The organism is Nocardia sp. Marseille-Q1738, from assembly GCF_965283145.1.
On sequence record NZ_CBDIMS010000004.1, the window covers coordinates 1 to 17506 of the forward strand.

Consider the following 17506-nt stretch of genomic DNA (forward strand, 5'->3'; position numbering starts at 1 on the left):
TGGGCGCATCCCTGCACCTGCACGCGGAACTGGCCAGATCGGACGGCGCCACCGAGAACACCCTCCGCGACCTGATCCGCGGCGTCGCCGAATTCGGGCTCGCCCGAGCATGGGCCGCCGCCGCAGCTCTACTCCCCGGGCCGGAACCGGACACGGAACCGTGATCGACCGAAACTACCTGGCGGGGATGTGATCTGCCGCACAGTCGGTCACGTGGGGCAACGGTCGCTCGTCCAAGAGGCACAGGGTCCCTCTGATCAGAAAGTTGTGTCATGACATCGAAACCGGTGTTCATCCGGCTCGCCGCGACCGCCGCCGTGCTGGTCGGCGCACTTGAATTTGCCCCTTTCTCCGATCCCGAAAAGTACTGAGCTCGAGGAGCCATTGTGAACAACCCGATAGCGGACGTGCTGATCGTCGGAGCGGGCCCGGTCGGCCTGACTGCGGCGGTTGTGCTGGAGCAACTGGGACACGACGTCGTGATCGTCGACCAGCAGGCCGAGGGCGCCAACACCTCCCGCGCGGCGGTGGTGCACCCGCACACCCTGGAAATACTGGAGCCCTACGGCGTGGTCCCGGCCCTGGTGGAGCGCGGCGTGCACACCCCGACCTTCACGATCCGCGACCGGGATCGCCTGCTGATCGCGGTTCCGTTCAGCGAGCTTCCCACCGCCTACCCGTACACGCTGATGATCTCCCAGGCCGACACCGAGAAGTTCCTGCTGAATCGGCTCACCGCACTGGGCGGGAAGGTCACCCGCCCGGCCACGGTCACCGGGATAACGCAGGAACCGGATTCGGTCACCGCCACCCTCTCGGAGGGCGGGCCGCTTCATGCGCGCTACCTGCTGGCCGCTGACGGTATGCACAGCCTGGCCCGGGAACAGTCGGGAATCGGATTCACCGGCGGCACCTACGCCGAATCGTTCACCCTCGCCGACGTCCGCCTCACCGGCGGAGTACCCACCGACGAGGTCATCCTGTACTTCTCACCGTCCGGGCTCGTGGTGGTCGCGCCGCTGCCCGACGACAGATTCCGGATCGTGGCGACCGTAGACGAGGCACCGCACGACCCGGATATCGCATTCGTGCAGGGCTTGCTCGACGAACGCGGCCCGCAGGCCCACCCGGTCGTGGTCGAAGAAGTGGTGTGGGGGTCACGTTTCCGCGTCCACCACCGCATCGCCGACACCTTCCGCCACGGCCGGGTCCTGCTCGCCGGCGATGCCGGGCACGTGCACTCACCGGCAGGCGGTCAGGGAATGAACCTCGGTATCGAGGACGCCGTCACGGCCGCGACGATGCTGTCCCGGGTCCTGACCGGTGAACCGGAAAGCCTGCTCGACGAATACGCCGACGCCCGGCGCCGCACCGCCGCAACCGTGGTGTCCACAGCGAGCCGGCTCACCGACCTGGCCACCGCGTCGGCGCGCGTGCGACCGATGCGCAATACCGCAATGGCGCTGGCAGGTAAGGCCGCGCCCGTGCGGAACCGGTTGGCGTGGCGCCTGTCCGGACTCGACCGCCGCTGAGAACCTGGCCACCAGGAACTCCAGGAATCGAGGTGTGCGCGATACGGCAGTACGAGTTCGGTGCGCCGGAACGGCTGGTGGGCGCGTCGGTGCCCGACCCGGCACCGGGTGCATGGCAGATACCCGACGGCGCCGGGTTATCGCGTACCGACCAGGTAGCGCTGCAGTGTGGGGCCGAGCCATTCGATGATGGCTTCGCGGGAGAGATCGACCACCGGCGGAATGAACAGCACATACCGGCACAGCGCCAAGCCGAGTGCCTGGGAGGCCGCGAGCCCGGCCCGGGCCGGGGCCCCGGCGGGATCGCCGGTGAGCTCGGCGATCATCGGGACCAGCTGAGCGGCGAAGATGCCACGCATCCGCTCGGCGCTGCCGGTATCGGTGACCGCGGTCCGCAGCAGGATCCGCAGCGCCTCGTCGCCCTCCCACCGATCGGCGATATGGGCGGCCAGGGCCTGGCCCACCCGGTCGGGCGGCAGGACTGTCAGGTCGGGCAGTTCCAGGTCCAGATCCGCTGCACTGGCGAACAATTGCTGTTTGCTGCCGTAGTAGCGCATGACCATGGACGGATCGATGCCGGCATCGCCGGCGATCGCGCGGATCGTCGTGCGGTCGTACCCGTCGGCGGCGAACCGCTCCCGGGCGGCGTCCAGTATCACGGCCTTGGTCTGTGCCGACGACCTTCTCATGTCCCGCAGTGTATGCCAACAGCCGTTTGCAAACAATTGTTGACTCACCCGGAGTCCCGGGTGCATGATGTTTGTCAACGCTCGTTGGCCAACGAGTGTTGATAGAAAAGTAGAGAATGGAGTGCGAACATGCGCATCGTGAACGAACACCTCAACCCGAGTCAGGCCGCACTGGTCGCACCGAGCGGCACCGGATATCTCCTGCTCGCGGCCGAGGTCGACCGCCGGCCGATGTTCCTGCCCGGCAGCCGAGCCAAGGCTCGCCTGATCCGCGAGGCCAAAACGGTCACCGCGGAGCTCGAGCGGCTCCCGGAGGTCGTGCGAGCCACCGTGTTCCGGGGATTCGCCCACCTGGTCTTCGGCGAGAACCACCGCTTGCTGCGCCGCGCGGTCGCCGCGGATCGGCTGCGACCGGCCCGCTACGACGTGGTGATCCTCGTCGAGGTCACTACCCCGGCAATGATCGACACACTGCGGACCCACGCCCACTACCGTCGACTCACACACCTCGTCGCGGCCGGGGCCCGGCGTACCTTCGAACTCGCTGCCGCCAACCCGCGCAATATGGGCGATGTCGACGCCACGCGGCAAGGGGTGTTCCTGTTCAATTTCTTCTACGGGCAGGAGGAAAAGGAACTCGTCCCGGTGTGGGAATACACGGCGGGATGGTGGGCGGTCAACACCGGGCTGGACAACTCCCGGGTCATGCAGCCGCTCCCCGGGGAACCGCGCGACTACGGCATCATCAACCACTGCCGGTGGGACCGTCTGCGCGACGTGGCGCCGAAGATGATCTTCCGGCCCTCGTTCCGGCGGTTCGTCCTGGCCAACTTCGCCGCCAACGACATCTCCGCACAACCCGCCCTCTATCGGCTGGCATGACTCTCGACGAACAACTGCGCCAGGCCGGATCGACCGCTTCGGGCGTGGGAGCACCCGGGGAAGGACGACCTCGTGTGCCCAAAGCTATCGGCCGCGCAGGTTCTGTCGCGCTTGGCCGACTGGCCGGTACGCGATAACACGGCGAGCCGGGCTCACCCGATTCATCATCAAGGGTTTCCATCCGAACGCCGGTCCTAGGGCGTCTGAGCTGGAGGAATAGCGAGGCTGTCGATTGGCGTCGTGAGCTGTTCACCACTGACCGAACGTTCTCGGCAGTCTCCTTATCCAGTGCTCGGCCCCCTGCAATTCGACTGATCTGGGCGGCGATCGACAGACGCACGACACCCCCGGGCTTGGGCTTCCAGCTCACCGCCAGGTTCGGCGCCGAAGTGGTCGACGACCTCGACCCGGGTCCGGGCGAGGCCCAGCGCGATGCAGCGCCATACGATGTCGTGCTCGCCGACGGCGAACGCCTCGGCCAGCGCGACGCGCACCGAATATGTATCGACTACGGATACAGCCACGAATACGACTACTGGCGGTAGCACAGTTGTTTCAGCGCCGAGCACACCAGATCCGTCGAGACGTGCTCGTGCCTTCGATTGCTCGCCGGTCGAACCAGATGCCAGGTGGATCCGCCTCTGAAACGACTGGCCTTCAAGGAAGATGACCTATGTCCAAGCGTTCGCTTGCCGCAGGCCGGTGCGGGGTATGGGGAGATCACCCGTAGGCAATTCTTTCCAACAGATCCAGCGCTTGGTCCACCTTATGCAGCTCGCTCGACGACAAGCTCTCCGACAAGATCTGCGCGAGAGCGTTGTTGAGTGGTGCCTGCTGCCCGCGCACCCAAGCGCGGCCTTCGTCGGTGAGCATCAGGTTCACGCGGCGTCCGTCGATTGGGTCGCGCAAGCCGACGATCAGCCCCTGATCTCGTAACCCGTCGACGACGTTGCGCATAGTCTGCGGGCGCAACATCTCCAGGCGAGCCAGATCGACGGCGGCCATGGCTCCACATCGATGCAGGCGTCCCAGCACCGCCCATTGCGTCGCGGACAATTGACGCTCATCGGGATCCCTCCGGGCGCGGCGCAAAATCACGGTCAGCGCAATGCGCAGGCGCGCCGCCGTGGCGGACAGTCCTGTGGCGTCCGCGGTATCAACGCTCACGTACAACTCCTACTTACCTGATCGGGAACGATCCATAGGTGGCGATGGCCGCGGAAAGCCTATTAACCGGCCTGATAATTTGCGACACTGATGACAAAATTGTCATAATCATTCTTTCGATCGCCGAGTCGTGCAGCTTGCGATTCCCATAACTACGTCCACAAATGACGCGTACTCGATCGCCGAGAGGCGACGGGCCGCTGCGGGCCGACAAGCCCTGATCCCGCGCTCGGTGATCGCGCAGGCGCCCGGGGCACCGAAGGTGGTCGCCGTGCACGAACAGGGCCCGGCGTCCGGGTGTTCGCCTGATCCCGGCGCTGACCCGGCTCTGCGGCACCCGCCCCGGCGGTGTGGTGCCGCACGCGCGCAATCCCTCCGGTGCCCCGCCTGGAGCCTCTCGAACACTCCAGGTCGACCTTGGTGCGCAGGCTTCGGGCGGTGGCGACTCCGAACTGGAAGCGCGGAGTCGTGCGCACCATGAACGGTGTCGCCACCGCCGCGTGCGCCTTGGACTAGCCGATAGGCAGGCAGAAGGTGTTCTCGGCCGAGCCAAGGGGAATGGGAATACACAATTCCACCGAGCCCGTAACGGGGGTGGCCGCGGGCGCATCCGCTGAGGCCGTGCCGACACTGAGCGCGGTGGCTGACAGCGCGAATGCGACGACGGCGAGCGGACGGATAATTCTCGAGTTCATACAGTCATCCTCAGTCGAGTTATGTGAAAAGCCCCGGGCCCGAGACGGCCCAATCAGATCACGCCCCCGAGGGCCGCTGCACGTCGTTTTCAAGAATTCGGATTCCAAGATCAATTATTTGCGAAACTGTCGTGAACAATCACACTAACTGTGTCGTGAATATACACGATAATTCTGTCGATTGATTGTGGTCTTTCGCAATCGACATCGAATACCTCGAGGTCGGCGACGAGGGCATGCTGGGCCACCCCGAGTTGTGACGCCGAGGAAGACGCTGCCGTTCGGAATAGTGTCGGTCACAAACATCCGTTCGGCCCGTTTTTCGCTGCGCTGTTGCCTGTACTTTGATCTTGGAAAACTCCCTACCTCTGAGAGGCTGCCGGATACCGATGTCTCGGATCCGCTTCTCCCGCAGTTGCTTTCGATGCCTCGAGAACATGTTCGACCGGTCCGGTCCACCGGCCTGGTGAAGGAGCAATATGTCCACCGACACCGATACGACGCCTGGATCGGACGCCCCACCGGGGATTCCCTGGTCCGAACGGCTTTCGTCGATCTCCCGCCACGATCTGCCCGCCTCGATCGTGGTATTCCTTGTCGCCCTGCCGTTGTCGCTGGGCATTGCCATCGCGTCCGATGCCCCTATCGCCGCCGGCCTGATCGCGGCTGCGGTGGGTGGCATCGTCGTCGGCTTCGTCGGTGGAAGCCCGCTGCAGGTCAGCGGGCCGGCCGCCGGCCTCACCGTGGTCGTCGCCGAGACCATCCACCAGTTCGACTGGAAGACAACCTGTTTCATCACCGTCGCGGCCGGTCTGTTGCAAATCGTGTTCGGATTGAGCCGGATCGCGCGCGCCGCGCTGGCGATAGCGCCGGTCGTCGTGCATGCCATGCTCGCCGGCATCGGTGTCACCATCGCGCTGCAGCAGGTGCACGTGCTGCTGGGCGGTACGTCGCGCAGCTCGGCCTTCGAGAACGTCACCGAACTACCCGGTCAGCTGCTGAACCTGCACGGTGACGACTTCGTCATCGGCCTGATCGTCATCGGCATCATCGTCGCCTGGCGCTGGGCACCCGAGAAGGTGCGCCTGATTCCGGGCCCGTTGGTCGCGGTGCTGGTGGGTACGGTGCTGTCGCTGGTGCTGCCCGGCAATCCGGAGCGTATCAAGATCGACGGCTCGCTGTTCGACGCGATCGGCCTGCCCGGCCTGCCCAGCGGCAACTGGGGCGGGGTGATGCTGGCGGTGCTTACCATCGCCCTGATCGCCAGTGTGGAGAGCCTGTTGTCGGCGGTGGCGGTGGACAAGCTGCACACCGGCGAGCGCACCAACTTCGACCGCGAGCTGGTAGCTCAGGGCGCGGCCAACATGACCTCCGGCCTGCTCGGTGGCCTCCCGGTCACGGGCGTGATCGTGCGCAGCTCCACCAACGTGGCCGCCGGTGCGCGCACTCAGGCCTCGGCGATTCTGCACGGCGTGTGGATCCTGGTGTTCTCCATCGCGCTCGTCGGCGTCGTGCAGCAGGTCCCGAAGTCGGCACTGGCCGGGTTGCTCATCGTGGTGGGCGTCCAGCTGGTGAAGCTGGCCCATATCCGGCTCGCCCATCGAACCGGCGACCTGGCGGTGTACGTGATGACCATAGTCTGCGTGGTGTTCCTGAACCTGCTCGAGGGCGTGCTGATCGGCCTGGCGCTGGCGTTCGCGATGCTGCTGTGGCGAGTGGTGAAGGTGTCGGTACAGGCCGCGCCAGTGGCGGGCACCGACCGCTGGATCGTCGGCATCGACGGTACGTGCACGTTCCTGGCGCTGCCGAAGCTGACCAAGGAACTAGCCAAGGTGCCGGCCGGTACCCACGTACTGGTCGAGCTGACCGTCGACTTCCTCGACCACGCTGCCTACGAGGCCATCCACGACTGGGCCCGCCAGCACGAAAGCATCGGCGGCAACGTGGAATTCGTCGAGATCGGAACCGCCCGCATGGAACACGCCATGACCCGACCACCCCGGCGCGGCCGGGCGCGCGGCATGCTCGACGAGGTACTCGGCCCGTGGCGCGAGCGCAACGGCGACGCGGTCGCAGCCGGTGTGGCCGCCTACCACCGCAGCCACGCCCGCGTGATGCGGCCGCGCCTGGACGAGCTGCGTGACCGGCAGGATCCACACTCGCTGTTCCTCACCTGCGCCGACTCGCGCATCGTGCCCAACGTGATCACCAACAGCGGCCCCGGTGACCTGTTCACCGTCCGCAACGTCGGCAACCTGCACCCCCCGCACGGCTCGGACCCCTCGGTCGAGGCGGCCCTATCCTTCGCGGTGGACAACCTGAAGGTGCACAACGTGGCGGTGTGCGGCCACTCCTCCTGCGGTGCCATGAAGGCCCTGCTCGCCGACACACCCGCCGGACCGGGACTGGACACCTGGCTCGCCCACGCCCGCCCCAGCCTGGAGGCCTACCGTGACGGGCACCCGGTGCGGGCGGCTGCGGCGGCCGCAGGCTACGACGAAGCCGCACAGCTGAGCATGGTCAACGTCGCCGTGCAACTCGAGACCCTGCAACGCCACCCGGTGATCCGTCAGGCCGTCGCCGACCGCGGCCTGACCGTGTCGGGCCTGTTCTTCGACATCTCCACCGCCTGCGTGCTCGAGGTCACCGCCGACGGCATCAGCGAAATCACCGACCAGGTCGCCACCCCGGGCGTCGTGACCGGCCGTGTGCGAGTTCCCCAGTTCGCCAAGTGAACTCGCCCCCAGTGCCGGTGGCAACACCATCCGGACCACACGTTGATCGCCGGATTCCGGCCTGACACACGAGATGCGTTCGGAAACTGTTTCTCTCGGTAGTGGCAATCGGCGCCGCGGCCAGGGCGTGTGCCGGTTCGGCAAGGCCGCGATCGAGCCGATCGCGGCAAGAGTGGTTCGACTGGCACCTAGGTCGACACGTTCACCGGCCCAGTCACGCATCGCCTGACGGTCCAACTCTGAGCTCCCGGACGAGCATCGGGCCATCGACACTGTCTCGGCGAGCTCGACGTCCTCGGCCACATCCGGCGCGGTGGAGCCGCATCTGATCGACGGCTTCTAGATTTCGATCGATATTGCGCGCCCCTGACGTCGGCTCAGGGAAACTATGGCTAGGGCAAACCACATGGCGGTGGCCGTTGGTCGACAGACCGATGCGCACGCAGCCGCGGGCGCGGGGTTTCAAGATCACTTCCATCGCAATTGTCGACACCGTGGTCGCGGCGGAATGAGTTTGGTCCAGAAGTCGTGGCGTACTGCGTCCCACAACGTGTTCATTTCCGGAAGCAGTTCTCGTGCTTGTGCGAGATCCGGAAAATTCTCGGGACCAAAGGATACGATCGGGGTGGCGCCCGATGCCTCGTGGACGGCGACGATGGAGATCAGGTGGTTCTGAAACGGCCGCCATGTTGCGCGCAATCCGTCGGCTTCGGTTCTTCGCATGTCATCCATGTTTTGTTTCCAACTCGTCGGCTTTGTTCTAGGGCGTTTTCGACCGTTGTCAATGCCGATCTCCTGCTGATTCTGATTGCACGATTACTATCGGTCGGGTCGGGTGCGGGCATGGGTGAGAAACGCAAACATGCCCCTATATTTGCAACTCATAGGCGTACCGGGTGGTGTGAAGTCTGCGATTGGAAGGTGGCGCTCTCCAGCGCGGGCGCCGCCGTGCTGCGACGGGAACGGCGGACGCTGATCGACCGGAGTAATTGCGCGTCCGCTCGACGGCACTCCGTCACCTGCGGTAAGTGTGGGCAACCAATGCCGAACGCAGGTACCACACCCCGCTCGCCTTGGTGGGATCGAACCCTGTGAGCTGACCGATCCGCTTGAGCCGGTAGTCCACGGTGTTGGTGTGTACATGCAGCAGCCGCGCAGTGCGCTGGCGGTTCAGATTGTGCGCGATATGGACCTGCAGGGTCTCCAGCAATTCCGGATGCTCGTCCAGTGGGTCCAGCAGCGACCCGAGATATTCACGGGCGGGGCCCGGGCGGGGGAGCTGGGATTTCCGCGCCAGAACCTCGGAGGGGTACAGGCCCGGCCCCGACCGCACAACCGGGTGACCATGTCGAGTAGTTGGTGGGCTTGATCGGCCGCGGCGGGCACGGTGTCGGTGGGCGCGGTCACCACGGTGGCGGTGATGGGCACGCGGGCCGCCCGCGACAGATGCCCGATCAGTTCCTCTATGGGGCCCTCGGTGATGTGATCGGCGGGCATGAGCAGGGTGCCGCCGTCGATCGACAGCAGCGACAGCACGGTGTCGTCGCAGCGGGTGGCCAGTTCCGCCTGCACGCGCCGGAGTTTGCGGCGGGCAACGACTTTCGCGTCCAGCATCGGGTTGGACTCGTCCGGGTGGGAGGGAATGGCGAGGGCTATGACGCGATAGCGGTCGGAGATGTCGATGCCACACTCGCGGGCCATGGTGGAGGTGGGGTGCCCCCCGAGTAGCGCCGAGGTGAGCGTGTGCACCGCGGTGTGGTGCTCCGACACGACCGCGCGAAGTTCGCGCACATAGGCCACCGAGACTGCCGTGGTCATGGTGTCGAGCATTTCGACGACGAGTTTGGCGCCGTCGAGAATACTTTGGTAGTCGGCCATGCTGGGGGTGAGCATCGGCTCGGTGTCGGCCGAGCCTGAGGCACGCTGCTGGGCCAAGGCAGGAGACACCACTAGGTCGAAGCCGATCTTGAAGCCCTCGTGGATAGCGTGGTGAATGGTACCAATGGGCACGCCTTCGCGAGCCCATTGGGCCGCAGCGTCCTCGAGCTGTTCGGTCTTTTCCGGAATGTTGCTGCCGTCCAGCATGCTGACTGCCAGTTCCAAGCACACGCGCGTGATGATCGTGATGTCGCCGTGGATTGCGTCACCGGGCAAGGTGCCGCAGGGGGCGACGGTTTCGACGAAATGCCCGACCATCTGCCGTGACAAGGCCCGCACGTCTTTCAACGGCAACGACATGGGTCTGCCGGATACGGTGAGTCCTTGCCGGCGCGGAGAGGTGACAGGCATAGTCGAACTTCCTTCCGTCGCCGTTAACTGCGCTATTGCACCAGCGTAACCAGAACACGATTCATGAGAACGGCTTACTCCGAGTAACGTGAAATTTCGGGAGGACCGGTCAGCAAGCGATAGTGAGAGTTCACAATGACGGTCGCTAACTGCCACTGACGTGCCGAGATGCCGGAGAGCAGCGAGGCGAGCGCGACCGGGGGAAGTCGCCGAAACGAGCGCAACCTGCGAGATCGACGGCGCGGATCCACACCTCTCGGTGCGCATCCGCTCCGCGTCGGCGGCTATGCGATCAACGGAAGGTTTGTTTGCCTAATCAAGGACCAGCCGGTCTGCTGCTTTGCGTCTGGCCATCGGTACAGGTATTTCACCTAGCCGGTTTCGCCTTCGCCGGATTCTCGAAGCTGGTAAGCGCCTCCGCTCCGAAAACCGCATAGGTGGTTTATTTCGCGAAGTCGCCTTCTCCGAAGGCAACTCGCCATCCGAGAAGCCCCCACGATGAGGTCAAATGCCAAAAGACTTGGGGATCAGCAAGTTCGGTCGACCTCCGTCAGGTGGTGTCGTTGAGGTGCTTGTCGGTGGTTGGCTGGAGCTGAACGAGGATCGTCCAGTTGCCCTCCCGCCCGGCGTTGACGCGCCAGGACAGATCAAACCTCGGATTCGAAGATCATCCGGGAAGGTACTCCTTCCTGGTCATCCACGGGTTTTGATCATTGCTCACGACTCACGGGAAGCGCAGTGTTGTCGCCGAGGCTGGCTGGCAGCAAACCCCACAGCTGTGTCTTGCTCACGCTGCCCCGGCGTGACTGAACCTGGACAGGCCTCGGTGGCGGACTACCAACCCACCGGGCATCAGATAGGGCCGCAGTGTCATTGGCCGGTCGGCGCGTTGGGTGCTGAAACCGGCTGCCCCAAGGCCTGGGCCTTCAGTTGCTCGAATTCCACGTCCGTGATGACACCGGAGTCGCGGAGGGCCTTGGCGTCGGCGATGTTCTCGGCGGGGGACTTGCCCGCGACCTGCCGGATGTACTGATCGGTGGCTTGCTTCGCATCGGCCTGCGCCCGTTGGGCGCGCAGCGCCATGCCCCGCCCGCGGACGATCAGGTACACCAGCGCCGTCAGGTACGGGAACACCACCAGGGCGATCACCCACACGGCTTTGGCGACGCCGGAGACGGAGTGGTCGCGGAACAGATCCACGAGAATCTGGAACAGCACGATCAGGTAAGCCACGAAGGCGAATACGAGGATCGTGTACCACACGTAATCCCAGAACGAATCCATGTTGTGAACCTCCTCGGGCGGATCTCTCCCGTGTCGTTGCGAGCGTGGGTCCGGCTGCTGCGAATCGGACCGCCGGTCGTCCCCTCGGTCGAAAACAAACTTTTGTTATCTTTGCGGTCCCCTGCCGCATCGCGATTCGGCGACAGATTATGGGTGCGGTTCGAAACAAGCACAGAGCGACGTCGGCGCCAGAACTCGACAAAATTGCTGAACATATAGTACATGAGCAGCGACTCTTGCCGGGATGCAAAGGTTCGACTGTGCCAGTGGGCACTGGCAAAAGCATGCTCGCAGATGAAGCATGGCTGCTGAAATCGCCGCGTGAGTACCGCCGCGGGTCGGTTTGCGGTATCCGGGCCGGGTTTGCGCCAGCTGTCGACACCACGAGTTGCGCCGCTGACGACGGTACTCCTCGCAATCCTGCTCGATATCGCGTTGATTTCGATTCGAACGAAGAAGCCCGTAAGCGCCGGAAATAGAGCTGAGTGGCCGACCAGCTGGCACGGCGGCCTCGCACTCGCGACGATGCTGATGCCGTTCGCCAAATCCACTATTTATGCGAGCCACACCGCTGGAGACGGAGGCGGACATGACCACGGGTGATGGGGATTGGTCCAAGCGGGCGGCGATGACCATTCCGAAAGAAGGGTATTTCAAGTTCGAGCAGGGCAGGTACGGGCCGATATCCCCCGCACACCGGTCAATTATGGCTTCTCGATCATCGCGAGGATCAAACCCGGTCGTGAGGCAGCGATCCGGGAGTACGGTAAGCAGCTCGAGGCAGCATGGGTCTTTTCGCCCGCATCCGCCCGTTCGACACCCTTGTCCGCACCTGCGTCGGTCGCGATTCGAGGACGCCGGCAGTGTCGCTGGAGATATGCTGGCTGGGTGAGGCCAGTGCCACAATCGGTGCGAGCGACCGCAATGCGGACGGCACACCTCGCTGGAGTTCGGGCGTCGAAGACGACTTGGGACTTGGCGAAGCACGATGCTCATTCTCGCCATAAACCACTGCTTTCCTGCGCTGATCTACCGTCCGCGATCCCCGCTTCTGTTCGAGCCGTTGCCGCGGCCCACCTCCGCTCGGGCCCGGCCCCGTTTTGTTCGCGTGATGAGGCGGTGAACCCGATCAGATGCCTCACCAAGTTATGAGAGGTGATTCGCCATGTCAGCAACTGATCAGCGTTCCGTCGGGCAGGCGGTCGCGGCCGGGACGTCCATCGCCGCCGCCATCCTGCTGATGGCAGCCGGCATTCTGTCGATCTTGGAAGGAATCTCCGCCATCGCCAAGGACGAAGTCCTTGTGGCCACGCCCGACTACACCTACCAGCTCAACACCACCAACTGGGGTTGGATCCATTTGATCCTTGGGATCCTGGTGGTGCTCGCCGCAGTCGGACTGATGGCCGGAGCCATGTGGGCGAGAGTGATCGCTGTGTTCCTCGCAGCGCTGTCCATCCTCGTGAACTTCCTGTGGCTGCCCTACTATCCATGGTGGTCGATCGTGGTGATCGCCTTGAACGTCGTCGTGATCTGGGCCGTGACGACGTGGCACCCACGCCGGATCTGACCGCTTCTTCGCACACACTCAGAACCACCGCGGCCGACGATTGGACCGGCTGGGTACCGCGGCGGGCTGTGGCTGCCGGTCATGCGCCGACCGGCCTTGGCCGTGTCCCGGCATCGTTCTTCGTCTCGGACTCGTCCTGCCAGGCGCGGGCGGGTCGGATCAAGAGTTCCAGCGCCAGCAGCGCCAGCAGCCCGCCGAGGACGATCCATACCACCACCAGTCCGGTGGGGTAGCGCCAGAACACCAGCAGGAGCGCGGCGATGCCGATGATCGCCCAGCGCAGCGCGGCGCGAGCCCGGAAAGCCCACGTTTCCACCGAGTTCGGCGGCCGCGATCGCCGAAGTTGCTGCACCGCGTCCATACCGCGCCCGAATCCACGGCGCACCGCGATGGCCGAGGGCGAGTCCCCGGTCAGGTAAGCGCCCAGCGCGATCGCCAGGCCGAGCACGGCGACCCCGCGCAGCGCGGTCCGCAGCGGCACCAGCACCGTGTCGATGATCGCGGTGGCCGCATCCGGTGACAGCACGTCGGGCGGAACCTTGTCCAGATACAGCGCCCGGCCGATGATCAGCGCGATCGCCAGGATGAGCATGCCCGCCGCGATGGCGAGTCCGACGAAGACCAGGGCGCGGCGTCGACGACCCGGGGGTGCCGCGGCGATCGCGGCCACCGCGGCCGCGATCGTCACCCACGGCAGCACTGCCGAGCCTCTGTCGAGCGTGTCGACCGCCTGTTGCGCCCGCACCAGTTCCGGGGATCGGAACAACACGAACTGTTTGTCGACCGCGGGAATCTTCTCGGCGAAGGTGAAGCCACGGTCGAGCAGCCGGGCTTTGACGTTCTCGATCACCGTGCGCAGGGAGAGGGTCACGGTGCCGTTCTCGTCGACGGTCACCGACTCCGGGCCGACGTGCCCGGTCGCCACCGCCACCAACGCGGTGTGGGCGACACGGTTGGCTTGCAGCCAGAGGTCCTCGAACTGGTCGCTGCGCACGAACGACAGCACAGTGTCGTTGACGAAGCCGCGGGCCTGCTGGGTGATGACGGGCGCCAGCCCTTCGACCGCGCGATCCACCCGCGGCCGGTTCGCGGTCGCCGGGACCGCGTCGGTCAGCGCGGCCAGCGCGTCCGCGGTGAGACCCTCGATGTCGACGCGGGCGAAGATCTCGTCCGTGATCGTGTTGGATACCTCGGTCTGCAGAGCCGGATCCGAGCCCAGCGGCGCCACCGTCGAGATGTAGCGATCGGTGTCGAGGACCTCACCGCGCACGAACCGCGACACCACCGTGGTGATCGCCAGAACAGCGACCAGCACCGTCAAGATCGCCACCGCGGTCCACCGCCACGCATGCCGAGGCGGTCGGCGTACCGGCGGCGCCGCCGCGCCACGACCTTTCGTCCGCAGGGCAGCCACCTCGGCACGCAGCCGCTCCAGCTCGGCGCGTTCGTCGGCGCTCAACCTGTCGCCGGGCGTGTCCTCTCGCGCATCGGAAGCCATCGGTACCCCTCACTCCAGGAACGGATACGGCGTTTCCCCGACGTCATCGAAACCAACGGTGTCGGGCGGCCCGTGCGCCTACTATTCGTCGGCCACGACCAACCGCGGCAACCAGCTATCGTGCGGTTCGGTTGGCGGCGCCGCCCCGGTCTCGGTGAGGGCGGCGCCGCCCCGGTCTCGGCGGAGCGGTCCGCCGAGAGCATCGACGTTCCGCCCGCGATGCCTTGCTCGACCCTGTTGGTTTCTCCGCCGACACGCATGTTCCCCGCGATAGCGGTCCCCTTTCGAGGCAGGGCTTGCATCGAAAAGCATCTGCTGATTCACGCCGGGTCGAATCCGATCAGGCCATCCGAGGTCCGGTGAGAAATCAGCGATCTGGTGACGATCAGGGGCGTACGCTTGGACCGAGATTAGCACCACTGATGCCGATGAGTTCGGGATTCTTCTCGAACCGACGCCGCTCGATCCGGCAGAAATTGAAACGAGCTCTGCAGGGAGTCAGGCTGACACGACTTCCTTTCTCGTGACAGAAAGAGGGCTACCGTGACCGAAACCGATATCGACGCGTTAGGTCCCATCGACTATCTCGTAATCGAATTTCCCGCCGATAGGCCTCCGGACGGTTCGGCGCTGCCCCTGCTGCGCGACCTCGTCGAGCGCGGCATCGTCCGGGTGCTGGATCTGGCGTTCGTCCGCAAGGGCACCGACGGATCCCTATCCGGAATCGACATCGCCGACGTCGGACTCGAAGGGGACTTCGACATCACCCTGTTCGCGGAGGCGGGCTCGGGCCTGCTCGACGAAACCGACCGCAGGGAAGCCGGTGCGGCGCTGGAACCGGGATGCTCAGCCGCGATTCTGGTCTACGAGAACAGGTGGGCGGCGCCCTTCGCATCCGCGCTGCGGCGCAACGGCGCCGAACTCGTGGCCTCCGGCCGCATCCCCGTGCAGAGCATCTTGTCGTCCCTCGATGCCATTGAGGCCGAAACTCGTTAGCAAACAATCGCATTCGCGTCGTCGGCCCGACCGAGTAAGGAGAGTGTCATGCCCGGACTGCTTCGCGGCGTAGCCCGCACCGCCGTGGTCGCCGGAACCGCGACCGCTGTCTCCAACCGCGTCTCCCGACGGCAGGGAGAGCGCTGGGCCATGCAGGAGCAGGCGCAGTACGCCCCCGACGCGCAGTATGCGGCGCAGCCCGCCGCACCGCAGCCCGCGCCGCCGTCCGGCGGCGGTGCGGGGATGGACCGGATCACCGCATTGAAAGAACTCGCCCAGCTCAGAGCGCAGGGTGTGCTCACCGAAGCCGAGTTCGAAGCCGAGAAGGCCAGAATTCTCGCATCCTGAAGGAATTTCCCCTCTACGCCATTCACTGCTTGCTCAACGGCAACGGAACTTGTAGATACCACTATGCCCCTTGGTCGCGGTATGGGTGCCGATGCGGTGGCGGCACGAGTGTACGTTGCGAAATTACAGATCGATTCAGGGTGGCATCGACGTTTTACCAGCAATGACGCGGGGACCTCACCGTTCCACAATGGCAAATCAGATCCCGATCGGATCGGGCGCTCACGAACGGGACTGCGGTCACGACGACCGATGACAGTCGACGAGATCCGCCGCGGTATCGCACGACTGACCTTGTGCCACAACAGCGCGTGTAAGCACCACCCGTGCGAGTGCCACCGACCCGACGTAGAAGAGTAGCGGCCGAATCGGCATTGCTGGGCTGTTGCAGGCCGTGGAACTCGAGCACTCGGCGCAACGACGTCACCCGGCTCCACGGCTTTCCGCGGCCGCGGCGGCGCGCCGGGGTAGCAACGCCGCGGCGAGGAATCCGGCGGCTCCGATGGCGGCCAGGACGATCATCGCAGCGGCATAGGCGTGGGACGTGAGCCCGGCGACGAGGATGGTGCCTGCGATGGCGGTGCCGAGCGAGGAGCCGAGGTTGGACACGCTGCGCGACAGCCCGGAGATTTCGCCCTGTTGGTCCTCGCCGAAACTGGACTGGACGACATTGACCGCTGGAGTCAGCATGACGCCGAGCCCGAGGCCGATCAGCAGCAGTCCGGGCGCGAACGCCCAGGGATTCACCAGAGTCCCGGCCAGCGCGAGCAGCACGCCGATGCCGGCGATGGTCACCAGAAAGCCCGCCATGATGAGGGTGCGCTGGGCGCGCCGTCGCGCCAGCCGTGCCGCGGCCAGTGACGAAGCCAGCAGTCCCAGGGTGGCCGCGGTGAAGATCACGCCGGTCTGAATCGCGTCGTATCCCCGCACGACCTGCAGGTATGCCGCCACCACGAACGACGTTCCCATCAGCAGCAGCCACTGGATGTGTTCGGTGATCAGTCCCAGGTTGGAGGTGCGGTTGCGGAACAGGCTCGTCGAAATGAGCGGTTCGCGTCCGGCTCGCTCCCGGGCGCGAATGTTGAGGAAGAAGCACGCCAGGACCACTGCGCCGAGCAGCAGCAGGCCGAGCATGAGCCAGCCATTGTCGTCGGCCGCCAGGATGCCGGTCACGAGCAGTATCAGACCGGCCGCCGACAGAATTGCACCACCGACGTCGAAGGCCCGGGTCGGGTCCGGCGGCAAAGGGTCGGCGATGCGCCGACCGAGCAGCACGATCAATCCGACCACCAGTGCTTGGAAAGCGAACGCCGCTCGCCAGCTGAGCGCGGAGGTGATGACTCCGCCGAGCAACGGTCCCGCCGCCGCACCGATGCCACCCAGCGCCATGATCGCGCCGAATGCCCGTGCCCGCGAGGCCGTTTCGGTGAACAGCAGGGTTGTGAGGATGTAAACGGGCGGGATCAGCATCGCGGTGCCGATACCCTCGAGAATCGAGTTGCCCAGGATCAGCACCCCCAGCCCGGGAGCGAGCGCACTCACAACGGCGCCGACACCGTAGATCATCAGACCCAGCTCGAAACAGCGTTTGCGGCCGTAGCGGTCGGTGAGCTTGCCGCCGGGAATCATCAGCGCCGCCATGACCAGCAGGAAGACCGTTATCACGACCTGCACGCCCTGCGCCGTGGTGTTCAGGTCGGCGCTGATGTCGTTGATCATCACGTTCATGTTCGAACCGGCGAAGCTGCAGATGAACTGCGCGAGCGCCAGCGGAACGAGCGCCCCGCGGGGTGGGCTGGACACACCGGTACCGGCCATCCG

14 protein-coding genes and 2 pseudogenes are annotated in these 17506 nt (G+C 65.3%); 8 read left to right on the plus strand and 8 right to left on the minus strand.

Annotated features, from left to right (window positions below; translation table 11 throughout):
• The first annotated feature begins 386 nt into the window (after nt 1–386).
• Nucleotides 387–1532, plus strand: a complete 1146-nt coding sequence (locus tag ACWPXK_RS16770; RefSeq protein ID WP_454197068.1) for an FAD-dependent oxidoreductase — start codon at nt 387–389, stop codon at nt 1530–1532.
• A 137-nt stretch (nt 1533–1669) separates the two neighbouring features.
• On the opposite strand, the gene ACWPXK_RS16775 is transcribed toward ACWPXK_RS16770, so the two are convergent.
• Nucleotides 1670–2221 carry a TetR/AcrR family transcriptional regulator gene (locus ACWPXK_RS16775; RefSeq protein WP_454197069.1) on the minus strand — a complete coding sequence of 184 codons (552 nt, stop codon included), beginning with the start codon at nt 2219–2221 and terminating at the stop codon, nt 1670–1672.
• Nucleotides 2222–2350: 129 nt separating this feature from the next.
• On the opposite strand from ACWPXK_RS16775, the gene ACWPXK_RS16780 reads away from it, so the two are divergent.
• Nucleotides 2351–3103: a hypothetical protein gene (locus ACWPXK_RS16780; protein ID WP_454197070.1), complete on the plus strand. Its 753-nt coding sequence runs from the start codon at nt 2351–2353 to the stop codon at nt 3101–3103.
• A gap of 353 nt (nt 3104–3456) precedes the next feature.
• Nucleotides 3457–3648 carry a hypothetical protein gene (locus tag ACWPXK_RS16785; protein WP_454197071.1) on the plus strand — a complete coding sequence of 64 codons (192 nt, stop codon included), beginning with the start codon at nt 3457–3459 and terminating at the stop codon, nt 3646–3648.
• Between the two features lie 175 nt (nt 3649–3823).
• Here ACWPXK_RS16785 and ACWPXK_RS16790 read toward each other — a convergent pair whose 3' ends face one another.
• Together ACWPXK_RS16790 and ACWPXK_RS16795 are read right to left on the minus strand one after the other, a co-directional pair.
• Nucleotides 3824–4270, minus strand: coding sequence for a MarR family winged helix-turn-helix transcriptional regulator (locus tag ACWPXK_RS16790; protein WP_454197072.1), 447 nt, complete (start codon nt 4268–4270; stop codon nt 3824–3826).
• A gap of 512 nt (nt 4271–4782) precedes the next feature.
• The gene (locus ACWPXK_RS16795; RefSeq protein ID WP_454197073.1) at nt 4783–4965 is read right to left on the minus strand and encodes a hypothetical protein; all 183 of its coding nucleotides are present in this window, start codon (nt 4963–4965) and stop codon (nt 4783–4785) included.
• A 479-nt stretch (nt 4966–5444) separates the two neighbouring features.
• Here ACWPXK_RS16795 and ACWPXK_RS16800 point away from each other — a divergent pair, with 479 nt between their 5' ends.
• Nucleotides 5445–7700, plus strand: a complete 2256-nt coding sequence (locus tag ACWPXK_RS16800; RefSeq protein WP_454197074.1) for a SulP family inorganic anion transporter — start codon at nt 5445–5447, stop codon at nt 7698–7700.
• A gap of 468 nt (nt 7701–8168) precedes the next feature.
• Here the strand turns inward: ACWPXK_RS16800 and ACWPXK_RS16805 are convergent, their stop codons facing one another.
• From ACWPXK_RS16805 to ACWPXK_RS16815, 3 genes and pseudogenes are all read right to left on the minus strand, one after another.
• On the minus strand, nt 8169–8423 hold the full coding sequence (locus tag ACWPXK_RS16805) for a hypothetical protein (RefSeq protein ID WP_454197075.1): 255 nt from the start codon (nt 8421–8423) through the stop codon (nt 8169–8171).
• Between the two features lie 292 nt (nt 8424–8715).
• A pseudogene (locus tag ACWPXK_RS16810) lies at nt 8716–9989 on the minus strand (PucR family transcriptional regulator).
• Between the two features lie 870 nt (nt 9990–10859).
• Nucleotides 10860–11273: an SHOCT domain-containing protein gene (locus ACWPXK_RS16815; RefSeq protein WP_454197076.1), complete on the minus strand. Its 414-nt coding sequence runs from the start codon at nt 11271–11273 to the stop codon at nt 10860–10862.
• Between the two features lie 589 nt (nt 11274–11862).
• Here ACWPXK_RS16815 and ACWPXK_RS16820 point away from each other — a divergent pair.
• Together ACWPXK_RS16820 and ACWPXK_RS16825 are read left to right on the plus strand one after the other, a co-directional pair.
• Nucleotides 11863–12074 (plus strand): annotated as a pseudogene (locus ACWPXK_RS16820) (hypothetical protein); the annotation flags it as partial.
• Between the two features lie 364 nt (nt 12075–12438).
• Entirely contained in the window at nt 12439–12843 is a 405-nt protein-coding gene (locus ACWPXK_RS16825; protein ID WP_454197077.1) for a DUF7144 family membrane protein, read from the plus strand.
• Between the two features lie 79 nt (nt 12844–12922).
• Here ACWPXK_RS16825 and ACWPXK_RS16830 read toward each other — a convergent pair whose 3' ends face one another.
• Nucleotides 12923–14341 carry a hypothetical protein gene (locus ACWPXK_RS16830; protein WP_454197078.1) on the minus strand — a complete coding sequence of 473 codons (1419 nt, stop codon included), beginning with the start codon at nt 14339–14341 and terminating at the stop codon, nt 12923–12925.
• A 543-nt stretch (nt 14342–14884) separates the two neighbouring features.
• Here ACWPXK_RS16830 and ACWPXK_RS16835 point away from each other — a divergent pair.
• Together ACWPXK_RS16835 and ACWPXK_RS16840 are read left to right on the plus strand one after the other, a co-directional pair.
• A complete protein-coding gene (locus tag ACWPXK_RS16835) occupies nt 14885–15337 on the plus strand; it encodes a DUF6325 family protein (protein ID WP_454197079.1) in 453 nt (150 codons plus the stop codon).
• Nucleotides 15338–15385: 48 nt separating this feature from the next.
• Complete coding sequence (locus ACWPXK_RS16840) at nt 15386–15685, plus strand: SHOCT domain-containing protein (protein WP_454197080.1); 300 nt, start codon at nt 15386–15388, stop codon at nt 15683–15685.
• A gap of 423 nt (nt 15686–16108) precedes the next feature.
• On the opposite strand, the gene ACWPXK_RS16845 is transcribed toward ACWPXK_RS16840, so the two are convergent.
• Entirely contained in the window at nt 16109–17503 is a 1395-nt protein-coding gene (locus ACWPXK_RS16845; protein ID WP_454197081.1) for an MFS transporter, read from the minus strand.
• Nucleotides 17504–17506: the final 3 nt, after the last annotated feature.

Coding starts and splice junctions, on each gene's coding strand:
- ACWPXK_RS16815 (WP_454197076.1), bottom strand. CDS start 11,273: ATGGATTCGTTCTGGGATTACGTGTGGTACACGATCCTCGTATTCGCC.
- ACWPXK_RS16830 (WP_454197078.1), bottom strand. CDS start 14,341: ATGGCTTCCGATGCGCGAGAGGACACGCCCGGCGACAGGTTGAGCGCC.
- ACWPXK_RS16780 (WP_454197070.1), top strand. CDS start 2,351: ATGCGCATCGTGAACGAACACCTCAACCCGAGTCAGGCCGCACTGGTC.
- ACWPXK_RS16775 (WP_454197069.1), bottom strand. CDS start 2,221: ATGAGAAGGTCGTCGGCACAGACCAAGGCCGTGATACTGGACGCCGCC.
- ACWPXK_RS16795 (WP_454197073.1), bottom strand. CDS start 4,965: ATGAACTCGAGAATTATCCGTCCGCTCGCCGTCGTCGCATTCGCGCTG.
- ACWPXK_RS16800 (WP_454197074.1), top strand. CDS start 5,445: ATGTCCACCGACACCGATACGACGCCTGGATCGGACGCCCCACCGGGG.
- ACWPXK_RS16845 (WP_454197081.1), bottom strand. CDS start 17,503: ATGGCCGGTACCGGTGTGTCCAGCCCACCCCGCGGGGCGCTCGTTCCG.
- ACWPXK_RS16825 (WP_454197077.1), top strand. CDS start 12,439: ATGTCAGCAACTGATCAGCGTTCCGTCGGGCAGGCGGTCGCGGCCGGG.
- ACWPXK_RS16840 (WP_454197080.1), top strand. CDS start 15,386: ATGCCCGGACTGCTTCGCGGCGTAGCCCGCACCGCCGTGGTCGCCGGA.
- ACWPXK_RS16805 (WP_454197075.1), bottom strand. CDS start 8,423: ATGCGAAGAACCGAAGCCGACGGATTGCGCGCAACATGGCGGCCGTTT.